Source organism: Gluconacetobacter diazotrophicus PA1 5 (genome assembly GCF_000067045.1).
Taxonomy (GTDB): domain Bacteria; phylum Pseudomonadota; class Alphaproteobacteria; order Acetobacterales; family Acetobacteraceae; genus Gluconacetobacter; species Gluconacetobacter diazotrophicus.
Map to the genome: position 1 here is coordinate 1,392,287 of NC_010125.1, position 24,113 is coordinate 1,416,399.

At 67.8% G+C, this 24,113-nt stretch carries 26 protein-coding genes and 1 pseudogene; 15 read left to right on the top strand and 12 right to left on the bottom strand.

Translation table 11 applies throughout. The features are described 5' to 3' along the window. The first annotated feature begins 17 nt into the window (after positions 1-17). The 3 genes and pseudogenes from GDI_RS06585 to GDI_RS06595 all read left to right on the top strand — a co-directional run bounded on the left by GDI_RS06585 (position 18) and on the right by GDI_RS06595 (position 3,507). A pseudogene (locus tag GDI_RS06585) lies at positions 18-1,201 on the top strand (hypothetical protein). Positions 1,202-1,340: 139 nt separating this feature from the next. After that, positions 1,341-2,111: a response regulator gene (locus GDI_RS06590; RefSeq protein ID WP_041249723.1), complete on the top strand. Its 771-nt coding sequence runs from the start codon at positions 1,341-1,343 to the stop codon at positions 2,109-2,111. Between the two features lie 4 nt (positions 2,112-2,115). Beyond that, positions 2,116-3,507 (top strand): ATP-binding protein, encoded by a 1,392-nt coding sequence (locus tag GDI_RS06595; RefSeq protein ID WP_012224636.1) that lies wholly within the window; start codon positions 2,116-2,118, stop codon positions 3,505-3,507. On the opposite strand, the gene GDI_RS06600 is transcribed toward GDI_RS06595, so the two are convergent. Continuing rightward, on the bottom strand, positions 3,465-4,496 hold the full coding sequence (locus GDI_RS06600) for a YncE family protein (protein WP_012554133.1): 1,032 nt from the start codon (positions 4,494-4,496) through the stop codon (positions 3,465-3,467). The genes GDI_RS06595 and GDI_RS06600 overlap by 43 nt on opposite strands. A gap of 288 nt (positions 4,497-4,784) precedes the next feature. Here GDI_RS06600 and GDI_RS06605 point away from each other — a divergent pair, with 288 nt between their 5' ends. From GDI_RS06605 to GDI_RS06620, 4 genes are read left to right on the top strand one after another with little or no spacing between them, the layout of a single operon-like run. Then, positions 4,785-5,348, top strand: coding sequence for a NifU family protein (locus GDI_RS06605; protein ID WP_012224642.1), 564 nt, complete (start codon positions 4,785-4,787; stop codon positions 5,346-5,348). 12 nt (positions 5,349-5,360) lie between these two features. Next, a complete protein-coding gene (locus GDI_RS06610) occupies positions 5,361-5,945 on the top strand; it encodes a malonic semialdehyde reductase (protein ID WP_012224644.1) in 585 nt (194 codons plus the stop codon). A gap of 16 nt (positions 5,946-5,961) precedes the next feature. Next, positions 5,962-6,660 (top strand): tRNA (adenosine(37)-N6)-threonylcarbamoyltransferase complex dimerization subunit type 1 TsaB, encoded by a 699-nt coding sequence (tsaB, locus tag GDI_RS06615; protein ID WP_012224646.1) that lies wholly within the window; start codon positions 5,962-5,964, stop codon positions 6,658-6,660. Continuing rightward, positions 6,657-7,157, top strand: a complete 501-nt coding sequence (locus tag GDI_RS06620; protein ID WP_012224648.1) for a GNAT family N-acetyltransferase — start codon at positions 6,657-6,659, stop codon at positions 7,155-7,157. Before tsaB ends, GDI_RS06620 begins: the two co-directional genes overlap by 4 nt. A 2-nt stretch (positions 7,158-7,159) precedes the next feature. On the opposite strand, the gene GDI_RS06625 is transcribed toward GDI_RS06620, so the two are convergent. Continuing rightward, the gene (locus GDI_RS06625) at positions 7,160-7,402 is read right to left on the bottom strand and encodes a sulfurtransferase TusA family protein (RefSeq protein ID WP_012224650.1); all 243 of its coding nucleotides are present in this window, start codon (positions 7,400-7,402) and stop codon (positions 7,160-7,162) included. Positions 7,403-7,491: 89 nt separating this feature from the next. Here GDI_RS06625 and GDI_RS06630 point away from each other — a divergent pair, with 89 nt between their 5' ends. The 5 genes from GDI_RS06630 to GDI_RS06650 all read left to right on the top strand — a co-directional run bounded on the left by GDI_RS06630 (position 7,492) and on the right by GDI_RS06650 (position 11,609). After that, positions 7,492-7,896, top strand: a complete 405-nt coding sequence (locus GDI_RS06630) for a MucR family transcriptional regulator (protein ID WP_012224652.1) — start codon at positions 7,492-7,494, stop codon at positions 7,894-7,896. A 90-nt stretch (positions 7,897-7,986) separates the two neighbouring features. Next, entirely contained in the window at positions 7,987-8,484 is a 498-nt protein-coding gene (locus GDI_RS06635) for a Fur family transcriptional regulator (protein ID WP_012224654.1), read from the top strand. Further along, positions 8,481-9,326: a GNAT family N-acetyltransferase gene (locus tag GDI_RS06640; protein WP_012224657.1), complete on the top strand. Its 846-nt coding sequence runs from the start codon at positions 8,481-8,483 to the stop codon at positions 9,324-9,326. The genes GDI_RS06635 and GDI_RS06640 overlap by 4 nt, the downstream gene beginning before the upstream one ends. A 4-nt stretch (positions 9,327-9,330) precedes the next feature. Continuing rightward, positions 9,331-10,908: an apolipoprotein N-acyltransferase gene (lnt, locus tag GDI_RS06645; RefSeq protein ID WP_012224659.1), complete on the top strand. Its 1,578-nt coding sequence runs from the start codon at positions 9,331-9,333 to the stop codon at positions 10,906-10,908. Between the two features lie 176 nt (positions 10,909-11,084). Beyond that, on the top strand, positions 11,085-11,609 hold the full coding sequence (locus tag GDI_RS06650) for a helix-turn-helix domain-containing protein (protein WP_012224661.1): 525 nt from the start codon (positions 11,085-11,087) through the stop codon (positions 11,607-11,609). Positions 11,610-11,657: 48 nt separating this feature from the next. Here GDI_RS06650 and GDI_RS06655 read toward each other — a convergent pair whose 3' ends face one another. The 6 genes from GDI_RS06655 to GDI_RS06680 form a co-directional block, all read right to left on the bottom strand. Then, positions 11,658-12,320, bottom strand: a complete 663-nt coding sequence (locus tag GDI_RS06655; RefSeq protein WP_012554136.1) for a protein-tyrosine phosphatase family protein — start codon at positions 12,318-12,320, stop codon at positions 11,658-11,660. Positions 12,321-12,441: 121 nt separating this feature from the next. Next, on the bottom strand, positions 12,442-13,224 hold the full coding sequence (locus GDI_RS06660) for a succinate dehydrogenase iron-sulfur subunit (RefSeq protein WP_012224665.1): 783 nt from the start codon (positions 13,222-13,224) through the stop codon (positions 12,442-12,444). A 27-nt stretch (positions 13,225-13,251) separates the two neighbouring features. Further along, positions 13,252-15,063, bottom strand: coding sequence for a succinate dehydrogenase flavoprotein subunit (sdhA, locus tag GDI_RS06665; RefSeq protein ID WP_012224668.1), 1,812 nt, complete (start codon positions 15,061-15,063; stop codon positions 13,252-13,254). Between the two features lie 120 nt (positions 15,064-15,183). Beyond that, a complete protein-coding gene (sdhD, locus tag GDI_RS06670) occupies positions 15,184-15,606 on the bottom strand; it encodes a succinate dehydrogenase, hydrophobic membrane anchor protein (RefSeq protein ID WP_012224670.1) in 423 nt (140 codons plus the stop codon). 1 nt (position 15,607) lies between these two features. After that, on the bottom strand, positions 15,608-16,069 hold the full coding sequence (sdhC, locus tag GDI_RS06675; protein WP_012224672.1) for a succinate dehydrogenase, cytochrome b556 subunit: 462 nt from the start codon (positions 16,067-16,069) through the stop codon (positions 15,608-15,610). A 188-nt stretch (positions 16,070-16,257) separates the two neighbouring features. Next, positions 16,258-17,286 (bottom strand): aspartate-semialdehyde dehydrogenase, encoded by a 1,029-nt coding sequence (locus GDI_RS06680; RefSeq protein WP_012224674.1) that lies wholly within the window; start codon positions 17,284-17,286, stop codon positions 16,258-16,260. 283 nt (positions 17,287-17,569) lie between these two features. Between GDI_RS06680 and zwf the strand changes: the two genes are divergently transcribed. Both zwf and GDI_RS06690 read left to right on the top strand, forming a co-directional pair. Beyond that, the gene (gene zwf / locus GDI_RS06685) at positions 17,570-19,114 is read left to right on the top strand and encodes a glucose-6-phosphate dehydrogenase (RefSeq protein ID WP_012224675.1); all 1,545 of its coding nucleotides are present in this window, start codon (positions 17,570-17,572) and stop codon (positions 19,112-19,114) included. A 246-nt stretch (positions 19,115-19,360) separates the two neighbouring features. After that, positions 19,361-20,305 carry an IS110 family transposase gene (locus tag GDI_RS06690; protein ID WP_012224677.1) on the top strand — a complete coding sequence of 315 codons (945 nt, stop codon included), beginning with the start codon at positions 19,361-19,363 and terminating at the stop codon, positions 20,303-20,305. A 116-nt stretch (positions 20,306-20,421) separates the two neighbouring features. On the opposite strand, the gene GDI_RS06695 is transcribed toward GDI_RS06690, so the two are convergent. The 4 genes from GDI_RS06695 to GDI_RS06710 all read right to left on the bottom strand — a co-directional run bounded on the left by GDI_RS06695 (position 20,422) and on the right by GDI_RS06710 (position 22,624). After that, positions 20,422-21,015 (bottom strand): Spy/CpxP family protein refolding chaperone, encoded by a 594-nt coding sequence (locus tag GDI_RS06695; RefSeq protein ID WP_012224679.1) that lies wholly within the window; start codon positions 21,013-21,015, stop codon positions 20,422-20,424. A 49-nt stretch (positions 21,016-21,064) separates the two neighbouring features. Next, positions 21,065-21,442 carry a hypothetical protein gene (locus GDI_RS06700; RefSeq protein WP_012224681.1) on the bottom strand — a complete coding sequence of 126 codons (378 nt, stop codon included), beginning with the start codon at positions 21,440-21,442 and terminating at the stop codon, positions 21,065-21,067. A 93-nt stretch (positions 21,443-21,535) separates the two neighbouring features. Next, entirely contained in the window at positions 21,536-22,183 is a 648-nt protein-coding gene (locus GDI_RS06705) for a 2OG-Fe(II) oxygenase family protein (protein WP_012554140.1), read from the bottom strand. A 96-nt stretch (positions 22,184-22,279) separates the two neighbouring features. Continuing rightward, positions 22,280-22,624, bottom strand: coding sequence for a carboxymuconolactone decarboxylase family protein (locus GDI_RS06710; RefSeq protein ID WP_012224685.1), 345 nt, complete (start codon positions 22,622-22,624; stop codon positions 22,280-22,282). A gap of 131 nt (positions 22,625-22,755) precedes the next feature. Between GDI_RS06710 and zapE the strand changes: the two genes are divergently transcribed. Then, entirely contained in the window at positions 22,756-23,970 is a 1,215-nt protein-coding gene (gene zapE / locus GDI_RS06715) for a cell division protein ZapE (RefSeq protein ID WP_012554141.1), read from the top strand. Positions 23,971-24,113: the final 143 nt, after the last annotated feature.

Here is a 24,113-nt window from a genome sequence, read left to right on the forward strand (position 1 = left end):
TTGCACTTCCCTTTTCGATGTCCGTCGCCGGGTCTGCCCAGGCCGCGGATACATTGAGCATGAAGGTCGGCAAGCCGCTGCAGCAGGCGCAGACCGCCCTGGCCGCGCACAAATATGCCGCGGCGATGAGCGCCGTCGACACCGCCGAGGCGGTGCCGGGCAAGACCGACTACGAAGAATACACCATCGCGCAGATGCGCGCCGCCGTCGCGGCGCAGTCGGGTGACGTGGCGGCCGCCACCGCCGCCTATGACAAGCTGATCGCCTCCAGCCGCACCCCCAAGGATGCCAAGCTGCAGATGATGATGGCCGAGGCCACGATGGCCTACACCGCCAAGGACTATCCGCGCGCGGTGACAGGGATCGAGCGGTACCTGCACGCGGCGGGCAGCAATCCGGCGATGGAAACGCTGCTGATCCAGTCCTACTACCTGCAGCGGGACTATGCGAACGCCGCCCGGGTGCAGCAGGCGCAGATCGACGCGGAAGTGAAGGGCGGCAAGGTCCCGACCGAATCCCAGCTTCAGCTTCTGGCGGCCTGTCAGACGCAGCTCAAGGACCTGTCGGGCCTGAACCGCACTTATGTCACGCTGGCGTCCTATTATCCCAAGCCGGAATACTGGGCGCTGATCCTGCATGGGCTGATGGTCAACCCCAAGGTTCCGCCGGGGCTGCAACTCGACATCTATCGCATCCGTCAGGCGGCGGGCGTGCTGACCGCGCCGGCCGACTACATGGACATGACCGAACTGGCCATGCAGGCCGGGTTGCCGCAACTGGCGCTGGACCTGATGAATGCCGGCTATGCCAGCGGCGCCCTGGGCAAGGACGCGGGCGCCGCGCGCGAAGCCCGGCTGAAGGCCATGGTCGTGAAGGCGGTTGCGGACAAGAAGGCTACGATCGCGGCGGACGAAGCCGCCGCCGTCAACGCCCCGACCGGGAACGCCCTGCTGACCGCAGGCTACAACTATGTGACCTTCGGCCAGGTGGACAAGGGACTGGCGGTGATGCGCCAGGGGCTGGCGAAGGGCCCGCTGGACCGAACATCGGCAAGCTGCATCTGGGCCTGGCCCAGGTGGCGGCCGGCCGTACCGCCGACGGGATCGCGACGTTGAAGACCGTGGACGGCGACAATGGCGCGCGCGACATCGCGCAATTGTGGATCCTGAAACTGACCCCCGCTGCGGCGGCTCATCACTGACAGGGCGCCGTCAGGGCTCCGGACGGCAGACCCACGACGCGGATCGGCAGGGCCGGGCGGAATACTCCGCCCGGCCCTGCTGTTGTTATGATATTCTTCCTGTCCCATTCTCTTCAGGATGATGAATACAACCGTGACGATGTCCCAGACCGCTTCCGACGGCGACCTGCCTGCCCGTATCCTCGTTGTGGAAGATGATCCCGGCATGCGCACCCTGCTGGTCAGGGTGCTGCAGGGCGATGGCTACCGCGTGCGCGGCGTGCAGGATGGGCGTGAAATGTGGTCGGCGCTGGCGACCTCGCCGGCCGATCTGATCGTGCTGGACGTGATGCTGCCCGGCACCAACGGGCTGGATCTGTGCCGGTCGCTGCGGCGGGGTGGGGTGCCGGTCGACGGTGTCGTACCCGACCCCCAGATTCCCGTCATCATGGTATCGGCCCGGGGTGAGGAACTGGACCGGGTCGTCGGCCTGGAACTGGGCGCCGACGATTACGTCGCCAAACCCTTCGGCCAGAAGGAACTGCTGGCCCGGGTCCGTGCCGTGCTGCGGCGCGGGACGGGCGGCGCGCCCAATGGGCTTGCGGGGGCGCCCCGGCGGGAAACCCTGAAATTCGCGGGCTGGACGCTGGACCTGCGCCGGCGGGAACTGACCGATCCGTCCGGCACCATCGTCGAGATTTCCGGGGCGGAGCACGACCTGCTGGCCAGCTTCCTGGACAATCCGCAGCGGGTGATCGGCCGCGACCGGCTGCTGGAACTGTCGCGCACGCGCCTGGGCGACGTGTCGGACCGCAGCGTCGACGTGCTGGTCAGCCGCCTGCGCCGCAAGCTGGGCAATGAATCGGAAACCCTGATCCGCACCGTGCGGGGCCTGGGTTACATCTTCACCGCGCCGGTGGACCGAACCTGAACCCATGGCGGGCCCTGCTTCCCAGAACGCGCCGCCCGGTGTCCGGCGGATCACGCTCTGGCCGCGCGGGCTGGTGGGGCGGGTCACGGTCGTGCTGCTGGCCGCCGTCGCCCTGGTGTTCATCGGCAGTTCCGTCTTCTACGAGGAAGCCGAGACCTATACCGTCGACGACGCCCAACTGGACCAGATCGGCGAACGGCTGACGATCGACGCGCGGGTGCTGCTGGCCACGCCTGTGTCGCAGCGGCCCATCCTGGCCACCATGCTGTCGACCGGCGACCTGACGCTGGACTGGAGTGCGCCGGAACCCGTCGCGCCGCCGCGTGCGGAACCGCCGGCCCTGCGCGACCTGCACGGCCGGCTGGCGGCGAACCATGATTTTCTGCGCGGCCCGGCGCTGAACCTGGCGCCGACCAAGATCGGGACGGCCGATATTCGCGGCATCCTGCGCCTGCCCGACGGCAGCCGGATCGGCTTCGTCGCCCCCGATATCCTGCAGCCGCACCACACGACCCGGGGCGTCGCCTCGGCCGCGGTGCTGGCCGGGGCGGTGCTGATGGCGGCGGCGATGCTGGTCCATACGCTCAGCATGCCGCTGCGGGCGCTGGCGGATGTGGCGGACGGCGTGGGATCGGGCCAATGGATTCCGGTCGAGGAAAAGGGCCCCCGGGAAGTGCGCTACCTGGCGCGGGCGATCAACGCCATGCAGGACCGCATCCGGCGGTTGATCGCGGACCGGACCGAGGCCCTGGCCGCCGTGTCGCACGACCTGCGCACGCCGCTGGCGCGCCTGCGCCTGCGGGCCGGCTTTCTGGACGACCCGGAGGTGCAGGGCGCGATCGAGAGCGACGTGGCCGAGATGGAGGCGATGGTCGGCGGGGTCCTGGCCTATCTGTCCGGCGAGAACGATCCCGAATCCGCCCGTCCGGTCGACCTGGCCTCGATCCTGATGACGCTGGCCGACGACGCCGCCGACCAGGGGCGGGACGTCAGCTATGATGGGCCGCCGCAATGGCAGGCCCGGGTGCGGCCGCTGGCGATGAAGCGGGTCTTCGGCAACCTGATCGACAATGCCGTCAATTACGGCCGCCGGGCGCGGATCAGGCTGTCGGTGGAACCCAGGCAGTTGCGGATCCGCATCGACGATGACGGGCCGGGCCTGCCCGAGGCCGAACTGACGCGGGTGCTGACCCCGTTCTACCGGGTCGAGGGCTCACGCTCGCGCGCCACCGGCGGGCTGGGGCTGGGGCTGGCCATCGTCAACCGCGAGGTGGCGCGCGAAGGCGGGCAGTTCGTGCTGTCCAACCGGACCGGCGGAGGATTGCGGGCGGAAATCCTGTTGCCCCGCACCGGTCACGGCGTGGGCGGCGCCGGCAGGTCGGCCATCGACAGGTGAAGTGCGGGTTCGTTGGTGTTCAGCCAGATCCCGTGCGGCGAGCGGCCGGTGCGGATGGTGTCCACGATCTCGCCGCTGTTGGGGTCGATGATCGCGACATGCTGGCGCCAGCGCAGCGTGGCCCACATCTTGCCGTCCGGGGCGAAGACAATGTCGTCCGGCCCGCCGGCCACGTGATAGGACTGCACCACGTTCATCGTGTCCCAGTCCAGCCGTTCGATGATCCCCGATGCACGGCAGGTCACATACAGGTTCTTGTGATCGGGCGAGATGAACAGGTTATGCGGCCCGGGCGCCATCTCGATCCTGCGGTCGATATGACCGTCGGCCGGGTTCACCACCGCGACATAGTCGGTGCCCATGACCCCGACCAGGATCTTGCCGTTGTGCCACAGCACGCCCGCCGGCGTGGACCCGACATCGGTGGTCCACAGCACGTTGCCCGTCGCGGTCTCGATCGCCATCAGCTTGCCGGTGTCCTGCAGGCTGACATAGACGACCGACGAATCGGGCGCGTAATTCATGTGGCTGGGCATCGCATCGGCATGCAGGCGATGCAGCAGGTGGAAATCCGACGCATCGTAGATATCGATCTGGTTGCGGGCCAGGCCGGCGATGGTGAAGAATTTTCCGTCCGGGCTGAACTGCATCTGGTAGGGGTCGGAGAGCGTGATCTCCTTCACCCGCGCGCCCGTCACAGCGTCCAGGAAGAACAGCATGTTGCCCGAGGTATCGCCCACCAGCAGGTATTTGCCGTCCGGCGTGGGCGCCGTGTGGTGCGGTTCGCGCAGGACCGGGACCCGGCGCACTTCCTGATGGGTGTCGATGTCGAATTCGCTGATCGTGGCGTCGGCGGAATTCAGCACGAAGGCCAGCCGTTCGGCCCGGGCAGCCCCGGCGGAGAAGACGATCATCGACGCACAGGCCGCCGCCAGCCAGCCGGCGCGGCGGGACATGCGGGGCGTGTGGCGGAACGGGACGAAAAACATCTTGGGTCGGTGCCTCGGAATCGAAGATGGAGCGCCCGTCACGGATCGCATCCTCTGGGCGGGCCTGCGCCCATGCAAGGCCAGAGCACCCATGACGTGTCAATCCATTTCACACGCTCCGGCCGCCTTTCGCCATGACCTTGCGCAAGGACGCATTGCGTTTCCGTCATCCATGTCCCATGCCCGACCATCCGGGGGCTTGTTTCGGCGGCCATCCTGGCTCATCTGGATTGTAATCGGACTGGTCGAGTCCGCTTTCTGCTGCTCCCCTGGAACAAAGGCCCCCCGATGTTCATCGAAACCGAAGATACCCCTAATCCCGCGACCCTGAAGTTCCTTCCGGGCCGTACCATCGTGCCCGGTCGCGCCACGGCGGATTTCGTCAGCCCCGATGCGGTGGCGGGCCGGTCGAAGCTGGCCGACGCCCTGTTCGGCCAACCGGGCGTCGCGCGCGTCTTCCTGGGTGGTGATTTCGTGGCGGTGACCAAGGACGAGGCCACCGACTGGTCGGTGCTGAAGCCGCAGCTTCTGTCCGTGCTGGTCGATTTCTTCGTCTCCGGCATGCCGGCGATCGAGGACGACGCGGCGGTCGAGGAAGAACTGATCGCCCCGGAGGACGAGGAGATCGTCCGCCAGATCAAGGAATTGCTGGACACGCGGGTGCGGCCGGCCGTGGCCGGCGACGGGGGGGATATCGTGTTTCGCGGCTATCGCGACGGGGTCGTGCGGTTGACGATGCAGGGCGCGTGCTCGGGCTGTCCGTCCTCGCGCGCGACGCTGAAGCATGGTGTCGAGAACATGCTGCGGCATTACGTGCCGGAAGTGGTTTCGGTCGAGCAGGTGGACGCATAACAGGAAAACGACATGGTTCTTGACGAGGCCGGGCTGGACCTGCTGTTCCGTACGGCACGCACGCCCGGGCGCTGGCGCGACGAGCCGGTGCCGGACGAACTGCTGCATCGCCTGTACGACCTTGTGCGGCTGGGCCCGACCTCGGGCAACTGCTCGCCCGCGCGCTTCGTTTTCCTGCGCACGGCGGACAATCGCGAACGGCTGCGTGCCGCCCTGTCCGAAGGCAATGTGGACAAGGTGCTGTCCGCGCCGGTGACGGTGATCGTCGCGCATGATCCGCTGTTCTTTGACCGGTTCGGGACTCTCAATCCCGAACCCGGGCTGCGGGCCTGGTTCGCCGCCGATGTCGGCCTGGCGGACGAGACCGCCTTGCGCAACGGCACGCTGCAGGGCGGCTACCTGATCCTGGCGGCGCGGGCGCTGGGGCTGGACGTGCTGCCGATCTCGGGCTTCGACGCCTACGCGGTCGAGGATTCGTTCCTGGCCGGACAGGGCTGGCGCGCCAATTTCCTGGTCAGCCTGGGCTATGCCGACGGACAGCCGGAGCAGCCGCGCGCGCCGCGCCTGTCCTTCGACGATGCCTGCCTGCTGCTCTGACCCCACGGCGGACGCGATGCGGATCCTGGTCCTGAACGGCGCCCCGGCGGGGGCGGACGCCGCCGCCCTGCTGGGCTGCGTGGAGCGCGTGGACGGCGTGCTGCGCCCGGTGCGGATGCTTGACCTGCCCGCGCGGGGCGGGGCGGAGGCAATGCCGGCGCGCTGTGCCGCCCTGCTGGCGGAATGCGGCTGGCGGCCCCGGAACCTGGACCTGATCGCGGCGGTCGTCGGACCCGGATCGTTCACCGGCCTGCGGGCGTCGCTGGCCCTGGCGCAGGGGCTGGCGCTGGGCGCGGGCTGCGACCTGCTGGGGGTGACCGCGGGCGAGGCCCTCGCCTCCGCGCTGCAGGATGAGGCCGGGGCGGGGGCCACCGTGCTGTGCCTGTCGGTCGCGCGGCGCGGGCGCATCTTCGTCGAACAGCCCGGTGGCAACGGGGACGGGACGGTGCGGGCTCAGGCCCTGGACGGGTTTGTCCTGCCGCCGGGGCCGCTGCTGCTGGCGGGCAATGCCGCGGCGGAAACCCGGGCGGCCCTGGGCGGCGCGCGGACGGATATCGCCCTGTCGCGCTGGACGGCGCCGGACGGGGTGATGATCGCCGGGGCCGCGCTGGCGCGCCGTGCCGCCGGCCGGCCGGCGCGCGATGTCCTGCCGCTCTATGTCGATCCGCCGGAGGCGAAGCTGCCGGCCGCCGGCCTGCGGCCGGCCCCATCTTGAATCCTTCACCCTCGAATCCGTCATCCGGGCCGGTGATCCACGCGGCGGGGCCGTATGTGGGGGGCCTGCTGGCCGCGCTGCATCACGATGCCTTTCCGCCCGGGGACCGCTGGGACCGGCCGGCGATGGACACGCTGCTGGGCCTGCCGGGCGTCATCGTCGGGCTGGGCCGGACGGACTGTGCCTCCGTGCCGCAGGGGTTCGTCATGGGGCGTGTGGCGGCGGACGAGGCCGAGATCCTGACCCTGGCGGTATCGGGCGCGGCGCGGCGCCAGGGGCTGGGCCGGGCGCTGCTGGACTGGCTGGGCGCGCAGGCCGTGACCCGGGGCGCGCGGCGCCTGGTGCTGGAAGTATCCGACCGCAACCAGGCGGCCCGGGCCCTGTACGGGGCGGCGGGGTTCGCCGAGATCGGCCGCCGCCGGGCCTATTATGCCGACGGGGCGGACGCCTTCGTGCTGGCGCGCGCGCTGGACGATGCGATGCCCACGGCTTCGTGACGTCAGGCCGGTGCCTTGACGATCAGGATTTCGTGGACCCCGTCGCCTTCATCCGTCTGCTCGGTGATGGCATGGCCCAACTGGCGCACGCTGCGGCTGACATTGTCCAGCGGCACCGTGCCGCGCAGCCTTACCCGTAATTGTCCGCCCCCCGGCAGCCGGTCAAGAGCAAGGCGCGTGCGGACGAACGTCATGGGACAGGTCTCGCCGGTGATGTCGAGCCGGGCGGTTTCGGTATCGATCATTGGACGTTTTCTTCCATCGGGACGTGGTTGCGGCTCTGTCTCGTTCAACTATATAGAGACCCGGTTTATTTGACTGGCGGGATTTAGGTATGGCCAACGAAACGGGTAAGGGTGATCTGAGGGATCTGACGGCGCAGATCACGGCGGCCTATGTCTCCGGCAACAGCGTGGAGACGGCGGCACTGCCGGAGCTGATCCAGAAGATCTATGTCACGCTGGACGGGCTGGGCCGCGTCGTGGCCGAACCGGAGCGTCCGGTCCCCGCGGTATCGCCCAAGAAATCGATCTTCCCGGATTATATTGTCTGCCTGGAAGACGGCAAGAAGCTGAAAATGTTGAAGCGCCATCTGAAAACGGCCTATAACCTGACCCCGGATGAATATCGGGAGCGCTGGGGCCTGCCGCACGACTACCCGATGGTGGCGCCGAATTATGCCAGCCATCGGTCGTCCCTCGCGCGGAAAATCGGCCTCGGAACGAAGCGCGAGGAATGAATGTGGCGTGCCGCGCGGCGGCACGGCCCGATCAAGGGGAGGCGACGCTTCGTTGGACCACACGTCTGATGTTCGGGTTGGGCCGTCGACATGGTAGCGGCAGGCGAGGCTATGGAATCGCGCATCGGGCGCATGTGTATCGAGCGCGGCCTGAAGATGACGGGCCAGCGGCGGGTGATCGCGCGCGTCCTGTCCGAGGCCGAGGACCATCCCGACGTGGAGGAACTCTACCGCCGCGCCGCCGCCCTGGATTCGCGGATTTCGGTCGCGACCGTGTACCGCACCGTGCGCCTGCTGGAAGAGAAGGGCATTCTCGAGCGGCGTGATTTCGGTGGCGGCCGCGCGCGCTACGAGGCGACCGAGGACGGCGACCATTATCACCTGATCGATGTCGACACCGGCAAGGTCGTCGAATTCGAGGACGCCGAACACACTGCCCTGATGCGGCGGATAGCCGACCGGCTGGGATTCGAGCTCGTATCCCATCGCATGGAACTGTTCGCGCGCAGGAAGCCGGCGACGCCGGTCGCGTCAGATGGGGCGGCCGCGCAGCGCGCCGCGGCAAGCAAGGATGAATCACGGCGGTGAGCATCGAGAAACCGACTCAATCCCTGTCGACCCTGGAACTCGACCGTGACGGCTTTCCCGAATTGCGGGGGGGCAACCTGGGGGTGCGCATCGCGGCCAACGACGCCGAGCGTGATGCCGCCCAGGCCCTGCGCTATCGCGTCTTCTACGAGGAAATGGGGGCCAGGCCGGACGAGCGCACCCTGCGCACCCGTCGTGATGTCGATGAATTCGACGAGGTCGCGGACCATCTGCTGGTGATCGATCACGCGATTTCCTCGGGCGCCAAGGGCGTGGTCGGGACCTATCGGCTGATGCAGGGGGATAACGCGCGGAAGCTGGGGCGGTTCTACAGTTCGGGCGAGTACGACCTGTCGCCGCTGACCGACTTTCCCGGACGGCTGCTGGAGGTCGGGCGATCCTGCGTCGATCCGCGCTATCGCGGCCGGGCCGCGATGCAGCTGCTGTGGCGGGGCATCGCGTCCTATATCTTCCTGCACCGGATCGACGTGTTGTTCGGCTGCGCCAGCCTGCCGGGTGTCGACCCCCTGCCGCTGAGCGACGAGCTGACCTACCTCTATCACAACCATCTGGCGCCGCCGGCGCTGCGGCTGCGCGCCCTGCCGCATCGCCGGGTCGAGATGCTGCGTGCCGACCCGCACGCGCTGGACCACCGGCGGTGCCTCGCCCGCCTGCCCCCCCTGATCAAGGGGTACCTGCGGCTGGGCGGTTATGTCGGCGACGGCGCGGTGGTGGACGACCAGTTCAACACGACCGACGTCGCGATCATCGTCAAGAGCGAGCTGCTGGCCGACAAATATTACCGTCATTACGAACGACGGCTGCGTGACGCTCTCGACTAGGGCCATGGCTGCCGGGCCGGCAAGTCCGGCCTGGTCCTGGCGCGCGACGGCGGACCGCGTGTCCGGCGCCCACGGCTGGCGGGCGGACCTGCTGATGCTGCTGGTCGGTGCGCTGGGCGCGCTGGCCTTCCCGCCCGTCGATCTGTTCCCGATCCTGGTGGTATGTTTCGGCCTGCTGATGCGGGCGATCGACCGCGCCGCGTCATGGCGGGGCGCGGGGCGCCGGGGCTTCATGTTCGGGCTGGGTCTGCACACGGCGGGGCTGTACTGGCTGACCGATGCGATCCTGGTCCGTGCCGACACGTTCTGGTGGCTGGTGCCGCTGGCCGCCCCCGGCTGCGCGCTGATCCTGGCCCCGATGGCGGCGGCGCCCGCCGCGCTGTGCCGCCTGGCGCGGGCGGGCTGGCCGCGCTGGCTGGCGTTCGCCGGGTTGTGGACCCTGTTCGACATGGCGCGGGTCTTCATCTTCAGCGGCTTTCCGTGGAATCCCCTGGGCAGCACGTGGGAACTGGATGGCCGGGTGGGTGACGCGATGATCCAGCCCGCATCCTGGATCGGGGTGGACGGGCTGACCCTGTGTACGGTGCTGCTGGCGCTGCTGCCGCTGGCGGGGCGGCGGGGCATCGTGATGGCGCTGGCCGGGCTGGCGGTCTGGGGCGCGGCAGGCTGGGCGCGGCTGGCCGCCCGTCCCGTTCCGGCCGGGCATAATCCGGTCGTCGTGCTGGTGCAGGGCAACGTGCCCGAGACGCAGAAGATCGCCGCCCAGGACGACGCGGCGATCTTTCGCCGCTACCTGGCGCTGACCCGGTCCGGCGTGGCCCAGGCGATGGCGAATCCGGCCTGGTCGGCCGACCATCCGGCCGTGTTCGTCTGGCCCGAAACGGCGTTTCCCGGACTGTTGCAGGAAGACGACCTGGCGCGGCAGATGATCGCCCGGGCCGGCGCCGGGGCGGCTGCGGGCGTGATCGGCAGCATCCGCAGGGATGAAGACGGCCATTGGCGCAACAGCGTGATGGCGGTGGCCGAGCCGGACGGACGGGTGGCCGCACTCTATGACAAGGCGCATCTGGTGCCGTTCGGCGAATACCAGCCCCGGTTCCTGCCGTTCCACGTGGTGCCGGGCGACGGGATGGCGGCGGGGCCGGGCGTGCGGACCTGGCACGTGCCCGGCATGCCGGCGGCCGGTCCCCTGATTTGTTACGAGGTCATCTTCGCGGGCCAGGTTGCCCAGGAAACGGACCGGCCGGACTGGCTGGTCAACGTCACCAACGATGGCTGGTACGGCGACACCGCCGGCCCGCGCCAGCACCTGGCCGCCGTGCGCATGCGCGCGGTCGAGGAAGGGCTGCCGGTGGCCCGGGCCGCGAACACCGGAATATCCGCCGTGTTCGACGCCCACGGGAGCGAACTGGGGCGGCTGGGATGGAACCGCCAGGGGGTGCTGGTCGTTCCCGTGACGGGGTCTCTGCCCATGACGCCCTTCGGCCGTTTCGGCCGCTGGATACCCATTGTGTTGGCGCTGGCCTTAATCATGCCCACTTTGTGGCTTCACATATCCGTGCGGATATTTCGCCGGGCTTGATGCCACGGTCGGTTTTCGTCTTGTCCGATTTGTCTGTTTGTGGCCCTCGGCGGTCTTTTCCGCCGCGCTGGCCATGTTGTCCGTGCCGATCACAGGGAAAATGCGACCGCATCGCATTCCTGATTGCATTACCGGAATTTAATTCCCAAATTCCCAGTTAGCAGGCCACCCGTATAATGGTAAACTATTCATTAATGCAGCATTCTTCGGATAATCGTGATTTCAAGGGGCGGAAAGACGGTTTGACTGACAAGCCAGTTTCGGGTCCCAGCCCCGTGGACGTCCATGTCGGTGGCCGTATCCGGCTGCGCCGGACCCTGATGGGTCTGTCCCAGGAGCGTCTGGGTGACGCCCTGGGGCTGACCTTCCAGCAGGTCCAGAAATATGAACGCGGCACCAATCGCGTCAGCGCGTCTCGGCTGTACGAACTGTCGGAAGTGCTGGACGTGCCGGTCAGCTTCTTCTTCGACGGGCTGGACAGCGGCCAGGCCGGGTCGAAGGCGACGAACGCGATTCCGGGCTTCGCCCAGGCCCAGGAAGCCTTCGGCGGCGCGCCCGAGGGCGCGGCCCCGGCGAGCGAGATCGCGCTGTTTTCCCGGCGCGAGATGATCGAGCTTGTCCGTATCTATTACCGGATCGAAGATCCCGCCATGCGGCGCCGGGTGCTGGACCTGATCCGCATGATGGCGCCGCCGGAATGACCGTCTTCCGTTTCTGAGGACAGAAGCAGCGCAGGCGTCCGGCGCCGGTTACTCGCGCCGCAGCACCTGGTCGTTGATGAATGAGGCCAGCCGTCCGGCCACGAAGTCCCGGCGCAGGCGGGCCTCGTCATATTCATCGCGCACCCAGTCCAGGAACGGCAGGCGGCCCTCGGCTTCGTGCCGGTAGCGCAGGAAGAACGCATCCAGGATACCGGTGCGCGATCGGTTGAAATGACCGAACCGCCAGGAAAGTTGGCGCAGCGCCTGCTCGGCGGTGCCTCCTTCGAACAGGATCACCAGGCCCGATGCCAGTCCCGCGCGGTCGGCGCCGGATTTGCAGTGCATCAGCATGGGGAAGTCCAGCGTGGCGTACATCGCCGCGAAGCGCAGGATGCGGTCGCGATGGGGCGCGCCCCGGCTTTCGAACGCCATGTCCAGGTGGGTCAGGCCGATGCGCGACGCGGCCTCGCGCGACAGGGCGTCCGACCCGCATCGGCGATGGCCACGCAGGTTGACCAGCGTGCGCAGGCCGTAGCGACGCGTGGCGGCCGCCAGGCGGCGGGGCGTGGGGTGGTTGCAGCGATAGACCTTGCCCGGGATCACGGCGGCGAAATTGGTCCAGGGCAGGCGAAAGACCGCGTGATCGACGAACAGGCTGTCGATCCAGGCCCGGCGTCGGCTGCCCGGCGCGGCTAGGGTTCCGTCGAACAAGGCTGGCTGCTTCCTGGCGCAAGGGGGCAAAAAGAAAGGGCGTCGGATGTGTCCCATCCGGCGCCCTGTCCGTCAATCATTTCAGTCGGTCGCATCCGCCGGCTTGCCCGGCGGCGCGGGATCAGATCTTGCGTTCCAGCTGCAGTTCCTTGATCCGGGCGATGGCCTTCGCCGGGTTCAGGCCCTTGGGGCAGGTCTGGGTGCAGTTCATGATCGTGCGGCAGGCATACAGCTTCAGCGGATCTTCCAGCGCATCCAGCCGCTCGCCCGCATGTTCGTCACGGCTGTCGGCGATCCAGCGATAGGCCGCCAGCAGGGTGGCCGGGCCCAGGTACCGGTCGCCGTTCCACCAGTAGGACGGGCAGGACGTGGTGCAGCAGAAGCACAGGATGCATTCCCACATCCCGTCCAGTTCCGCACGTTCCTCGATGCTCTGGCGGCGCTCCGAATCCGGCGGGGGCGCCGTATCGGATTTCAGCCAGGGCTCGATCGAGCGAAGCTGGGCATAGGCGCCGTTCAGGTCGGGCACCAGGTCCTTGACGACCGGCATGTGCGGCAGCGGATAGATCGACACCGCGTCATGCACGTCCTTGATCGGCTTCAGGCACGCAAGCGTGTTTTCGCCGTCGATGTTCATGGCGCACGACCCGCAGATCCCCTCGCGGCAGGACCGGCGGAAGGTCAGCGTCGGATCGACGTTGTTCTTGATGTGGATCAGCGCGTCCAGCACCATCGGGCCGATCGTATCCAGATCGATCTCGTAGGTGTCGACGACGGGGTTGGCACCGTCGTCCGGGTTCCAGCGATAGACCCGGAACGGCTTGACGTTCTTGGCGCCGGGTGCGGCCGTGAAAATACGGCCTTTCCCGATCTGGCTGTTCTTTGGCAGGCTGAATTCGACCATCGTCTCGTCCCTTTTCCGCCGCTTCGCTTAGTAGACGCGCTTTTTGGGGGGGAAGACCTGGACCTCGTCGGTCAGCGTCTTCATGTGCACCGGGCGGTAGGACAGTTCCACGCCACCCTTGTCGTCCAGATGGGCGACGGTGTGCTTCATCCAGTTCTTGTCGTCACGCTCGGGGTAGTCGTCGTGCGCCTGCGCGCCGCGGCTTTCGTGCCGGGCCTCGGCGCCCGCCATGGTAACGGTGGCGTTGGCCAGCAGGTTCTCGAATTCCAGCGCTTCCATCAGGTCGGTGTTCCAGATCAGCGAGCGATCGGAAATCGACAGGTCGGGCACGCCCGTCCATATGTCCTTTATCTTCTCGACGCCTTCCGCCAGGCTCTTGGTGTTGCGGAAGACGGCGGCATGCTTCTGCATCGTGCGCTGCAGCGTGTCGCGCATGACCGACACGTGGGTGCCGCCCTTGGCCGAACGCAGACGGTCCAGGCGGTCCAGCGCGGCCTCGCCCGCCTTGGGGGGCAGCGGGGCGATGGTCTCCATGGGCTTGATCAGCTCGGCGGCGCGCTTGGCGGCCGCGCGGCCGAACACCACCAGGTCCAGCAGCGAATTGGTGCCCAGGCGGTTGGCGCCATGCACCGACACGCACGCGGCCTCGCCCACCGCCATCAGGCCGGGCACGACAGCGTCCACATTGTCGGCCGTCGGGCGGATGACCTCGCCATGATAGTTCGTGGGAATGCCGCCCATGTTGTAATGCACGGTCGGCAGGACGGGCACCGGCTCCTTGGTCACGTCGATGCCGGCGAAGATGCGCGCGGTCTCGGAAATGCCCGGCAGGCGCTCATGCAGCAGGTCCGCACCCAGATGCTCCAGGTGCAGCAGCATGTAGTCCTTTTTCGGGCCGCAGCCGCGACCCTCGTTGATCTCGATGGTCATCGAGCGCGACACCACGTCGCGCGACGCCAGGTCCTTGGCGGTCGGCGCGTAGCGCTCCATGAAGCGCTCGCCCTCGGAATTGGTCAGGTATCCGCCCTCGCCACGGCAGCCTTCGGTCAGCAGGCAGCCGGCCGGATAGATGCCGGTCGGGTGGAACTGGACGAATTCCATGTCCTGGGTCGGCACGCCCGCGCGCATCGCCATGCCGCCGCCGTCACCCGTGCAGGTGTGGGCCGACGTGCAGGACTGGTAGGCACGGCCGTAGCCGCCGGTCGCCAGCACCACCGTCTGGGCGCGGAAGCGGTGGATCGAACCGTCTTCCAGGCACCACGCGATCACGCCGCGGCAGGCGCCCTGGTCGTCCATGATCAGGTCCAGGGCAAAATATTCGACGAAGAATTCGACGTTATGCTTCAGGCACTGCTGGTACAGCGTGTGCAGGATGGCATGGCCGGTGCGGTCGGCGGCGGCGCAGGCGCGGGGCACCGGGGCCTCGCCGTAATTGCGCATGTGGCCGCCGAAGGGGCGCTGGTAGATCTTGCCTTCCTCGGTGCGCGAGAACGGAACACCCAGATGTTCCAGTTCCTGCACGGCGGGAACCGCCTCGCGGCACATGTATTCGATGGCGTCCTGGTCGCCCAGCCAGTCCGACCCCTTGACGGTGTCGTACATGTGCCAGCGCCAGTTGTCCTCGGCCATGTTGCCCAGGGACGCGCCGATGCCGCCCTGGGCGGCGACGGTATGGCTGCGGGTGGGGAAGACCTTGGTGACGCAGGCGGTCTTCAGGCCGGCGGCGCCCATGCCCAGCGTGGCGCGCAGACCCGATCCGCCGGCGCCGACGACGACCACGTCATAGGCGTGATCGACGATCCGATAGGCATTTGATGAAGGGAGAGTGATCGCGTTCATTTCTTGGACGTGTCCCGATGCTCGTCCGGCCCGCGGGACGGCTTGTGTCGCCGCCGGGCCGGAACTGTCTCTGTATCGCTGTCTCTGTACTCACGGACCGCGCGGGCCCGATCCGCCATGTCAGGCGATTGCCTTGCGCGACGGGGCCAGTGCCAGCTTCAGGACGGCGATCACGGCGAACAGCCCGATCAGGAAGGCGGCGCCCTTCATCAGCAGGCTGACCGGCAGATGCGCCTTGCCATGCACATAGTCATCGATGATGACCTGCAGGCCCAGCTGCATGTGGTAGAAGGTCAGGACCATCAGGGCCAGCAGCATCGAGGAATTGACGGGCTTGCCGCCCCATTCCACGACATCTTCCTGGCTGGAGCCCGCCAGGCGCAGGACCTGCAGCACGAACCAGCCCGACAGCGGCACCAGGGCGACGGCGGACATCCGCTCCATCCACCAATGGTCCACCCCGGTCTTGGCCGAGCCCAGTCCCCGTGCCCGGGACAATTGCGAGCGCATGACATCCATGCGCGGCGTATGGGACGCGTTCATGTCAGGATGCCTTCTTCTTTCTGGAACGGCAGGCCGCAAGGCCGAAGATGGTGGCGACGAGCGCCAGCGTCGTCCCCACCGTCACGCCCACCGCGATGGGCCCGTCCTCGTTGATCTCTTTCTTCTCGAAGCGGTAGCCGGCATCCCACGAGAGATGGCGCAGGCCCGCGACGAAATGATAGACCAGCGACAGCGTCCAGCCCACAAGGGCCAGCTTGCCCAGGGGATTGCGGGTAACCTTCTGAACCTTCTTGAAGGATTCAGGGCCTTTCGCGGCTGCATTCAGCCAGCACACGCCGAGTACCGAACCGGCGGCCGCCGCGACGCCGGCTGCCCGGTTCGCGATTGAAAGGAACATTGAAAGTCGGAAGCGATAGACCTGGAGATGCGGGGACATGGGTCGCCGGGTCAGTGTTCCGTCGCTTCGGTGCCCTATATAGAGCGCATCACGGACATCCTGCATGGTCGTCTCGTCGATTTCCCTGATTATGGCTCCGGTTTGTTCCGTCGCCTTGTGTCTGTATCGGTCCTACGCCGGGGAGGGGGCGCGGTCAACGCAGGGGGGAACACGAGGTCGCGAGACGCGTGATTGCAGTGCCGTGGCACGCAACCGGAACGATTTCGTACCGTTCCGGTTTTTCGTGGTGTCGATCAGGTGGCCTTGTGGTGAATCAGGTCCAGCGCGATCATGGTTTCCGCGATCTGTACTGCATTCAGCGCGGCCCCTTTGCGCAGATTGTCCGCCACGCACCAGAAGGCCAGGCCGTTGGGTACGGTCGGGTCGATCCGCAGGCGCGACACGTAAGTTGCGTCCTCACCAACACATTCTGTCGGCGTGACGTAGCCGCCATCCTCGCGCTGGTCGTGCAGGATGACGCCCGGCGCCTCGCGCAGGGCCTCCCGCGCGCGCTCCAGGTCCACGGGTTCCTCGAACTCGACCGTGATGGCCTCGGAATGGCCGATGAAGACCGGCACGCGCACGCAGGTAGCGAAAACCGAGATGTCAGGGTCAAGGATTTTGCGGGTCTCGACCGTCATCTTCCATTCCTCCTTGGTCGCGCCGTCATCCATGAAACGGTCGATATGGGGAATGCAGTTGAAGGCGATCTGCTTGGTGAACTGTTCGGCCTTCAGCGGGTCGCCCACGAAGCTGGCGCGCGACTGGGCGAACAGTTCGTCCATGCCTTCCTTGCCCGCGCCGGCCACCGCCTGGTACGTGGCCACCACGACGCGGCGGATGGTGAACAGGTCGTGCAGCGGCTTCAGCGCCACCACCATCTGGATGGTCGAGCAGTTCGGGTTGGCGATGATGCCGCGCCGCGCCCGCTTTAGCGCGTTCGGGTTGACCTCGGGCACCACCAGCGGCACGTCGTGTTCCATGCGGAAATGCGACGTGTTGTCGATGACGATGCATCCGGCCTTGGCCGCGCGCGGCGCATGCACCGCCGAAACCGACGCCCCGGGCGAGAACAGGGCGATGTCCCAGCCGGTGAAGTCGAAATGCTCCAGGTTCTGCACCTTCAGCACCGTCTTGTCGCCGAACGAGACCTCCTGCCCCGCCGATCGGGCCGAGGCCAGGGCGACGATCTCGTCTATCGGAAACGCGCGTTCGGCCAGCGTCTTGAGCATTTCCCGCCCGACGGCGCCCGTGGCGCCGACGACCGCAACGCGGTATCCCATCGATCCATTCCCTGATCTGCGCGCCCGGCCTGCCCGGGGGCTGCGTGTTTTCTCCTGATTGGAGACGCTGACAGGTAGTGCCGTCCCGGGTGCTATGCAAGCAGGACAAGCGGGGCCTCGCGGGTTGCGGTCTCGCATCCTTGTGTTGGCACGGTGCGTTGCCGCTCCGCCCCGCCGGGTGTCTGATGGCCGGACATGACAGCCGTTCGTGATCTGGCGCAAGGTCTTCCCCCGCGCCGGCGTCTATGCTCGGGCTGCTGGCTGTTCAGGAGAACTATCCGTCATGTCCTTCTCTCGCGACATATCGTCGCCGGCGCGCGCCCGGCATGCCATCCCCCCCTCGGGCAGCAAGCCGGCCCCGGCCTCCACGCTGGTGGTGTTCGGCGCCCATGGCGACCTGACGAAGCGGCTGTTGATGCCGGCCCTGTACAACCTGGCGGGCAGCGGATTGCTGGACCCGGATTTCCGCATTATCGGCATCGACCGCGTGCCGGGCAGCACGGCGGAATGGCGCGACGGGCTGGCCGCGACGATGCAGGAATTCACCCGCGACCGCGATGCCGAATTCTACACCCCCAGCATCGACGCCAAAGCCTGGGGCTGGGTCGCGGACAGGCTGGAATACGTCCAGACCGATTTCTCGGACCTGGCGCAGGTGCGGGCCCTGGGCGAGAAACTACCGGGCAGCGCCGTGTTCTACCTGGCGGTGCCATCGCGTTTCTTCGGGTCGCTGGTGGCCACGCTGGGCCAGGCCGGGCTGCTGGCGGAACAGGACGGCAGGTTCCGCCGCGTGGTGATCGAAAAGCCGTTCGGCTCGGACCTCGCGACCGCGCGGGCGCTGAACGCGCAGATCCTGTCGGTGCTGGACGAACGCCAGATCTATCGGATCGACCATTTCCTGGGCAAGGAAACGGTCCAGAACATCCTGGCCATGCGCTTCGGCAACCTGATCTTCGAGCCGCTGTGGCGGAACGAGTATATCGACCATGTCGAAATCACCGCCGCCGAGACCATCGGGGTCGAGCAGCGGGGTGCGTTCTACGAACCGACGGGCGCGCTGCGCGACATGGTGCCGAACCACCTGTTCCAGCTCTTCGCCATGGTGGCGATGGAACCGCCGGCCTCGTTCTCGGCCGACACGGTGCGCACGGCGAAGGAGCAGCTGTTCGAATCCGTCCGCCCGGTGGCGCCGGAGGACGCGGTGCGCGGCCAGTACCGGGCCGGGACCGTCGACGGAAAGCCCGTGGCCGCCTATCGCGACAGCCCGGGCGTCGCCCCCGACAGCGTGACGGAAACCTATGTCGCGCTGAAGCTGCATGTGGATAACTGGCGCTGGTCGGGCGTGCCGTTCTATCTGCGCACCGGCAAGTCGCTGGGCGGCCGCCGGACCGAGGTCGTGGTGCAGTTCAAGAAGCCGCCGGTCGCCATCTTCCGCGGCACCGCGACCGACGCGCTGCCGCCCAACCGCATGATCCTGAACATCCAGCCCTCGCAGGGCCTGACCATCGGGATGGCGGCCAAGCATCCGGGCCCGGCAATGGACCTGGCCGAGGTGCAGGTCCGCTTCCGGTACGAGGACGCGTTCGACCTGCAGCCCAATGTCGGCTACGAAACGCTGCTGTATGACTGCCTCAGCGGCGATGCGACGCTGTTCCAGCGCGCGGACAATATCGACGCCGCCTGGGCGGCAGTGGACCCGGTCCTGCAAGCCTGGGCCAAATCGTCCGATAGCCTGGAATTCTACGATGCCGGCGCCACCGGCCCGGCCGGGGCGGACGCCCTGCTGGCCCGCGACGGCCGAAGCTGGTACCCGCTGGACGGCGTTTAAGAACCGGGCTTGTCTTATGACTTTTTTGTCGCGGTGAGCGATAAAGGGCCGTTCAGCCGGGGTGGCCACCCCGGCTGAACGGGAAGGGGACGGGTCGCCTGGGCTGGACCATAGCGGGTCGTGGCGGAGTATGACCGCCCCTTCTTTTCCTTGTGCCCTGAACGGATACCGGGGGGCTTGAGCCCCGGATGACAAGCATAGGACATGGAAAAGATGATCGCGATCGCCTCCCGTGCCAAGCCTGAAATGCGCGATACCCCGATCACGATCGGGATCGACGTCTCGAAAGATCACCTTGATGCCGCGCTTCATCCGGGCTCCGCGACGCGGCGGTTCGATAATGACGCCGCCGGTCATACGGCCCTGCGCCGCTGGATCGGCAAACGGGCGGTGGCCCGTATCGTGTTCGAAGCAACGGGGATCTATCACCGTGCCCTTGAGCGCCGCCTGACCCAGGCGGGCCTGCCCGTCTGCAAGGTCAACCCGCGCCAGGCCCGGCGCTTTGCCGAGGCGACTGGCACGCTGGCCAAGACCGATCGTGTGGATGCGCTCATGCTGGCCCGTTTCGGCGTGGCGCTGGAGCCCGCGATACGCCAGGCCCCCAGTGAAAAGCAGGCGGAACTGGCCGAACTCGTCGCCGCCCGCGAGGGGCTTTCGCGTGACCGGACGAGAACCCTGAACCGCAAGGCCGCCACGGAGAACGGCCTGCTCCTGCGTCAGACCCGCCATCGCCTGCGTCAGATCGAAGCGCAGATCGCGGCCATCGACAAGGCGGTCGCGGCCCTGATCGACGCCGAACCCGTAATGGCGCACCGGCGCGATATCCTGCTCAGCATTCCCGGCGTGGGCGCCACCACAGCCCATGCCCTGCTGGCCAACATGCCCGAACTCGGCAGCATGGAGGAGGGGCAGGCCGGCGCGCTGGCCGGCCTCGCGCCCATTACGCGCCAGTCGGGAACCTGGCAGGGAAAGAGCGTCATCCGGGGCGGCCGCGCTCAGCTGCGCCGGGCCCTCTACATGCCGGCACTGGTCGCCATCCGGCATAATCCCGATCTCAAGCGCCAATATGACGCTCTCGTCGCACGCGGAAAACCGGCCATGCTCGCCATCACCGCCGTCATGAGGAAGCTCATCGTCCTCGCAAACGCACTCCTGCGACAGGATCGCTCATGGGCACCAAAAATAGCTTGATCAAGACGGATACTCAGCCCGGACCCGGCAGGGCATGATGCCCTGCACCCCGGATGACTGGGTTTCCAAAGGGCCAAGCCCTTTGGCGGGTCCAGGGCAGCGCCCTGGCCTTCAGGTCAATGCTGGTCCCGTCCGTCCGAATGACGGAACAGGGTATCGGCCTCTTTCTTCTGTGCGTCGCTCAGGCCGTTATACAGTGTGCGGAACGCCATGTTCAGCGCCTGCAGGTTCTGCGCGCGCTGCGTTATCAGGTCGGCATAGGACTGCATGTTGTCGGGCGCGCTCATGCCCGCCAGCTTCTCGCGGCGCTGCAGGATGGCGTCGTGGAAGCGGGTGGCGTTGTCGCGCATCACCTGGACGAACGCGCCCCAGGCGGTTTCCTGCGCGGATGTGATGCCCAGTTGCTGGTGTAGGGTGGCGATGTGCGCCGCCAGCAGGTCGGGCGCCGAGTCATGGGGGGTATGGACCGGAACGGCCGAGCCCTGGCTGGAAGGGGCCTGGCTGGACGGGCCGGGGGTGCCGGAAGCGGGAGCACTGGAAGCAGGGGTGCTGGGGCTGGCGGTGCCCGGACCTGCCGTGCCGGGGCTGGCCGCCGTCTGGCCGGCCGGCGCGGCGCCCGGTGCGGCGGGCGGAGGCGCGTCGGCGGCCGCGAGGGCCGGGGCCGGGAGCAGGGTGAGGGCGGCGAGGAGCGTGAACCGGCGAACGGTCATGAACGGATGACTCCGGTAAAGGCGGGTGGACGGAAGGGGGCCGGCCGCATCAATAGGGCGACGGTCCGTACGACGTCTGGGGGTAATAAGCCGGCGGCGGGGGCGGAGGTTCCGCCTGCGGGGAATAGGCGGCGGGCGGCGGCGCCGCCTGCGACGACAGCGCCCCGCCGACCAGCGCGCCGACGGCCAGGCCCGCAATGCCGGCACCGACGACGGCCCCGACTCCCGGGCCGCGATGATAGCCGCCGCCACCGCGCCAGCCGGGGCGGCCCCGGCCCCAGTCGCGATGCTCGATATGACGGCCGCCGCCGTGCCAGCCGGGGCCGCCATGACCGCGCTGGGCCAGCGCGGCCTGCGGCAGGGTGGTGGCGATGGTCCCGGTCAGGCAGATGCCGGCCAGAAGCAGGGGCAAGGTTTGAACCCGCATGATGGGGCTCCTTTATCGATCAGTAACGTCCTCGGAGCGTACTATCGGCATCAATCTTGGCGGAATCGCGGCTTCCCTTTCCGCAGGCGATGGTCAGGCGGCGCGCGACAGGCGCTTGGCCAGGGCAGAGAGGCGGTGGCGGCGCAGTTCGCTGCGGGCCTTGGCGCCGGTTTCCATGTAGTTGAGCTGGATCGTGTAGCGCCGGCCGACATATTGCCGGTGGCCGTGCCACGTGGTCGGCCCGTTGGGGAAGATCAGCAGCGTGCCGTCCACGGGCGGGACCTCGGCGGCGAAATCCTCGATATCGTCCGGGCCGCGCAGTAGGCGCACGCAGCCTTCCTGCCGGGCCCAGGACGCGCTGGCCGGGTTCAGGTACAGCAGCACCGTCACGCGCTTGGCCACCGAATCGCAATGGATGCGCCCGTCCTTCTCGCGGGTGCGGCCCCGCAGGGTCAGCATGGTCGGCGCATCGTGCAGGTCCAGGCCGAACTTGCGGGCGATGATCCCGCGCAGGACCGGCCCCTCCATTTCCTCCATCACGCCGCGCACCAGCGGGGACACGGCCAGGGCGGAAGGGGGGAACGACCCGCCGGAGGCCAGCTCCGGCAGCGACGCCACCAGGGCTTGCAGGTCATCCGGCCGGATGAAGTGGGGGACGACCGCATGGGGGAAGGGATCGTCGGAAACCGGGGCGGCTTCCAGCGCGGCATAATCGGGACGGATCGGCGCGGTAATGGTCATGGTACCTGCGAAGGGCTGATGGAGACCAGATTCCAATTCCTAGGCCCGGAGGTGCCCCGGAATCAAGGCATTGGCGCGCACCCGCCCCGCCCCGTCTCAGCCCGCCTCGGCGGCCTTCTGCACCGCGTCGATCACCCGGGTGGAATAGACCGCCGCCGCCCCGGCATTCAGCGCGACGGCGACACCCAGCGCCTCGGCGATTTCCTCCTTCGTGGCGCCGGCGTCCACCGCCGCCCTGGAATGGACCGCGATGCATCCGTCGCAGCGGGTCGTGACCGCCACCGCCAGCGCGATCAGTTCGCGCGTCTTGGCGTCCAGCCGGCCGGTGGTGACGGCGGCCTCTTCCAGCGTGGTCAGGCCCTCGACCGTACCGGGTGTCAGGGCAGCCAGCTTGGGCATGGTCTGGCCGAGATAGCGGCGATAGGCGGACCAGTCGATCATCGCGCAACATCCTTGTTTCGTGGTCGTGAATACGGTTTCAAGTTCACCAGATAGAGAGCAGGCCTGTCACGACACGGTTTGGCGACCGCACGCTCTTGCTGAGAATGGTTGCTGGCGCTATCGGCGTTGTTATGGAAGCCGCCCTTTCGCTCTTCGCCTCGGACCTGCATCTTCCCCCCGGAACGGGACCCCTGGCCGCGTACCAGGCCCGGGTGAATGCGGGCCTGCTCTCCGCCGATCCCGAACAGGCCAAGGCCGCGGCGCGTCTGGACCGGCTGTGGCGGGAACTGCCCGGCTATCACCCCGTGGTGCGCCGGCCGCCGCCGCAGGGGATTTTCAGCCACGGGCTGCTGGGCAAGGGGCTGGGCAGCCTGAAATCCCGCCTCGGCCTGGCCGGCGGTGCCGCCCAACCGCCGCGCCCGCGCGGCGTGTACCTGGTGGGGCAGGTCGGGCGCGGCAAGACCATGCTGATGGACCTGTTCTTCGAGCTGGCCCCGGTGGAACACAAGAAACGGGTGCATTTCCATCGTTTCATGCAGGACGTCCACCAGCGCCTGCACGCCATGAAGATCGCCCATCCGGACCTGACCGATCCGATCCCGCCGCTGGCCCACGCCATCGCGGACGAGGCCTGGCTGCTGTGCTTCGACGAATTCCAGGTGAACGACATCGCCGACGCGATGGTCCTGGGCCGCCTGTTCGAATATCTGTTCGCCGAGGGCGTGGTCGTGGTCGCGACCTCGAACACCGAGCCCAAGGATCTGTTCCAGAACCGGCCGGGCGCGGACGCCTTCCGCCCCTTCATCGCCATCATCCAGCGCGAGGTCGACACGGTGGAACTGGATTCCCCGCGCGATTACCGCAGGGGCGGCATGCGCGGCATGGCGACCTGGATCGTCCCCCCCGGTCCCGACGCGGAGCTGGAGTTGGATTCGCTGTTCATGCGCCTGGCCGACGGCGCCCCGGTGCGCCCGGTGAAGCTGGAGGTGATGGGCCGGACGTTCGCGGTGCCGGTGGCGGCCGGTCCGGTCGCGCGCTTCACCTTTCCCGATCTGTGCGGCCGGCCGCTGGGCGCGGGCGACTATCTGGCCCTGGCCAACCGCTTCGCGGCGCTGGTCCTGGACGACGTGCCGCGCCTGGGCCCCGACAATTTCGATGTCGCCCGCCGTTTCATCGTGCTGATCGATACGCTCTACGAACAGAAGGTCAAGCTGTTCGCCTCGGCCGAGGACCAGCCGGACGCCATCTACCAGAAGGGTGACGGCGCGCAGGCTTTCGAACGTACCGCATCGCGCCTGGAAGAAATGCAGAGCGCTGCCTACCTGGACCTGCCGCACCTGTCCTGACCGGGGCGCCGGCCGCCCGACCGCCCGGGGGCGCCGTTTCGCCATTCCTGCGCATGTTCCTTACGGTCACGGCATCGTGACGGTTATGGCGAGGGTGTGACTGGCGGGGCGGTAGGCAAGTGGTTCGCGCTTTGCTTGGGTAG

Coding starts and splice junctions, on each gene's coding strand:
- GDI_RS06635 (WP_012224654.1), top strand. CDS start 7,987: ATGGTAGCGGCAGGCGAGGCTATGGAATCGCGCATCGGGCGCATGTGT.
- GDI_RS06630 (WP_012224652.1), top strand. CDS start 7,492: ATGGCCAACGAAACGGGTAAGGGTGATCTGAGGGATCTGACGGCGCAG.
- sdhD (WP_012224670.1), bottom strand. CDS start 15,606: ATGAACGCGTCCCATACGCCGCGCATGGATGTCATGCGCTCGCAATTG.
- sdhA (WP_012224668.1), bottom strand. CDS start 15,063: ATGAACGCGATCACTCTCCCTTCATCAAATGCCTATCGGATCGTCGAT.
- zapE (WP_012554141.1), top strand. CDS start 22,756: ATGGAAGCCGCCCTTTCGCTCTTCGCCTCGGACCTGCATCTTCCCCCC.
- GDI_RS06710 (WP_012224685.1), bottom strand. CDS start 22,624: ATGATCGACTGGTCCGCCTATCGCCGCTATCTCGGCCAGACCATGCCC.
- zwf (WP_012224675.1), top strand. CDS start 17,570: ATGTCCTTCTCTCGCGACATATCGTCGCCGGCGCGCGCCCGGCATGCC.
- GDI_RS06625 (WP_012224650.1), bottom strand. CDS start 7,402: ATGATCGATACCGAAACCGCCCGGCTCGACATCACCGGCGAGACCTGT.
- GDI_RS06650 (WP_012224661.1), top strand. CDS start 11,085: ATGGTAAACTATTCATTAATGCAGCATTCTTCGGATAATCGTGATTTC.
- GDI_RS06700 (WP_012224681.1), bottom strand. CDS start 21,442: ATGCGGGTTCAAACCTTGCCCCTGCTTCTGGCCGGCATCTGCCTGACC.
- tsaB (WP_012224646.1), top strand. CDS start 5,962: ATGCGGATCCTGGTCCTGAACGGCGCCCCGGCGGGGGCGGACGCCGCC.
- lnt (WP_012224659.1), top strand. CDS start 9,331: ATGGCTGCCGGGCCGGCAAGTCCGGCCTGGTCCTGGCGCGCGACGGCG.
- GDI_RS06610 (WP_012224644.1), top strand. CDS start 5,361: ATGGTTCTTGACGAGGCCGGGCTGGACCTGCTGTTCCGTACGGCACGC.
- GDI_RS06660 (WP_012224665.1), bottom strand. CDS start 13,224: ATGGTCGAATTCAGCCTGCCAAAGAACAGCCAGATCGGGAAAGGCCGT.
- GDI_RS06705 (WP_012554140.1), bottom strand. CDS start 22,183: ATGACCATTACCGCGCCGATCCGTCCCGATTATGCCGCGCTGGAAGCC.
- GDI_RS06590 (WP_041249723.1), top strand. CDS start 1,341: ATGTCCCAGACCGCTTCCGACGGCGACCTGCCTGCCCGTATCCTCGTT.
- GDI_RS06690 (WP_012224677.1), top strand. CDS start 19,361: ATGCGCGATACCCCGATCACGATCGGGATCGACGTCTCGAAAGATCAC.
- GDI_RS06680 (WP_012224674.1), bottom strand. CDS start 17,286: ATGGGATACCGCGTTGCGGTCGTCGGCGCCACGGGCGCCGTCGGGCGG.
- GDI_RS06605 (WP_012224642.1), top strand. CDS start 4,785: ATGTTCATCGAAACCGAAGATACCCCTAATCCCGCGACCCTGAAGTTC.
- GDI_RS06600 (WP_012554133.1), bottom strand. CDS start 4,496: ATGTTTTTCGTCCCGTTCCGCCACACGCCCCGCATGTCCCGCCGCGCC.
- GDI_RS06695 (WP_012224679.1), bottom strand. CDS start 21,015: ATGACCGTTCGCCGGTTCACGCTCCTCGCCGCCCTCACCCTGCTCCCG.
- sdhC (WP_012224672.1), bottom strand. CDS start 16,069: ATGCAGGATGTCCGTGATGCGCTCTATATAGGGCACCGAAGCGACGGA.
- GDI_RS06595 (WP_012224636.1), top strand. CDS start 2,116: ATGGCGGGCCCTGCTTCCCAGAACGCGCCGCCCGGTGTCCGGCGGATC.